The 1353-nt window shown below is 44.3% G+C and carries 1 rRNA gene and 1 pseudogene; one reads left to right on the forward strand and one right to left on the reverse strand.

The window, feature by feature from the left end:
• Window positions 1-324, forward strand: a 23S ribosomal RNA gene (locus tag ACUVJL_RS16570); the annotation flags it as partial.
• A 508-nt stretch (window positions 325-832) separates the two neighbouring features.
• Here the strand turns inward: ACUVJL_RS16570 and ACUVJL_RS16575 are convergent.
• Window positions 833-1183, reverse strand: a pseudogene (locus tag ACUVJL_RS16575) (transposase); the annotation flags it as partial.
• Window positions 1184-1353: the final 170 nt, after the last annotated feature.

Consider the following 1353-nt stretch of genomic DNA (forward strand, 5'->3'; position numbering starts at 1 on the left):
GAGCTGGGTTCAGAACGTCGTGAGACAGTTCGGTCCATATCCGGTGCAGGCGCAAGAAGATTGAGAGGATTCCTCCCTAGTACGAGAGGACCGGGAGGGACGCACCGCTGGTGTACCTGTTATCGTGCCAACGGTAAACGCAGGGTAGCCAAGTGCGGAGTGGATAACCGCTGAAAGCATCTAAGTGGGAAGCCCACCTCAAGATGAGTCTTCTCATGGAGTTATCCAGTAAGGTCACGGGCAGAACACCCGTTGATAGGCGTTAAGTGGAAGTCCTGAGAAGGATGAAGCTGAGGCGTACTAATAGACCGAGGGCTTGACCTCTGTTTTTTGATGCTTATGATGACTTATTTCTCTGCAGTCTTCAGGGTTTTTCACCCTTACCACTTTTGGCCGTGTCACCAGAGGCAGTGCCAGCACCCCGATTCTATCCCGAGCGAGGTTGTTAAATTCCCAGGTGGCGACTATATTTCCTGGCCCACTCCTAAGCGAAAATATCTCGATGCCTCGCATCATATTTACAATACACACAGCCTCTTTCTGAGCTTCAGACAGCGGCTTTGTTTTTTTGAGATGATAAGTAGCTTCACCTAAAAAAACATGAGTTATGAGTTATCCCTCTTCCATCATATCATGTCCGGTCGATTGACTGTGATACGATCGACAGTTAATTAACATCAACGCCAGAAAAATCAGAGCGTAAGTTGTCAAACGATCAATTTTGTGTTGACTCGCGAGCAAGCGACGCGACAGTCGTAGATCATTGGTGACAAGTTAGGCGTTGCTGAATTAGGGTAAGGGTATGATATCGTGTCCGGTCGATTAACCACGATTAAGCTTTTGCCTCCGGCCACCAATAGAAATGAGTCAAACCACTGATTAACTGTTTGAGATTTAACAGTGTTCGACACCGCTGGAATAAAACTGCTTCTAATTCATCTAAGTTTTTAAAACAGCGATTGGCTATCGGTTCATTTGTTAATGGCCACAGTCTTTCACGGCTGTTGCAGTTCTGGTGAATGTGAAGGCAGACAATATAAATGTATAAGGGGATTTTTACGCTTTCACTCAAATGCCATCCGGCTCCATCCACTACTAAAACCACTCTTTTTTTCGGCCCGACTTTCCAATGTTGGGCAAAATCTTTTAAAACTCGCGCGAAAAGCTGGCTATTGACAAATGGGGCTCTTCAGTAGTTAATATGCTAAATGAATATAGCACGTCTAAATGAGTTGTGCAAAAGCCTCGTATTTTTTCAAGTTAGGATTATTAAAAAGCTTAAAATCAAAGAAAAACTCGAATAATCGTTTAACGATGGAGAAGTTTGTACAGATGTGATAAAAACGCCGAATA

The organism is Microcoleus sp. OTE_8_concoct_300 (assembly GCF_031383065.1).
Taxonomy (GTDB): domain Bacteria; phylum Cyanobacteriota; class Cyanobacteriia; order Cyanobacteriales; family Microcoleaceae; genus Microcoleus.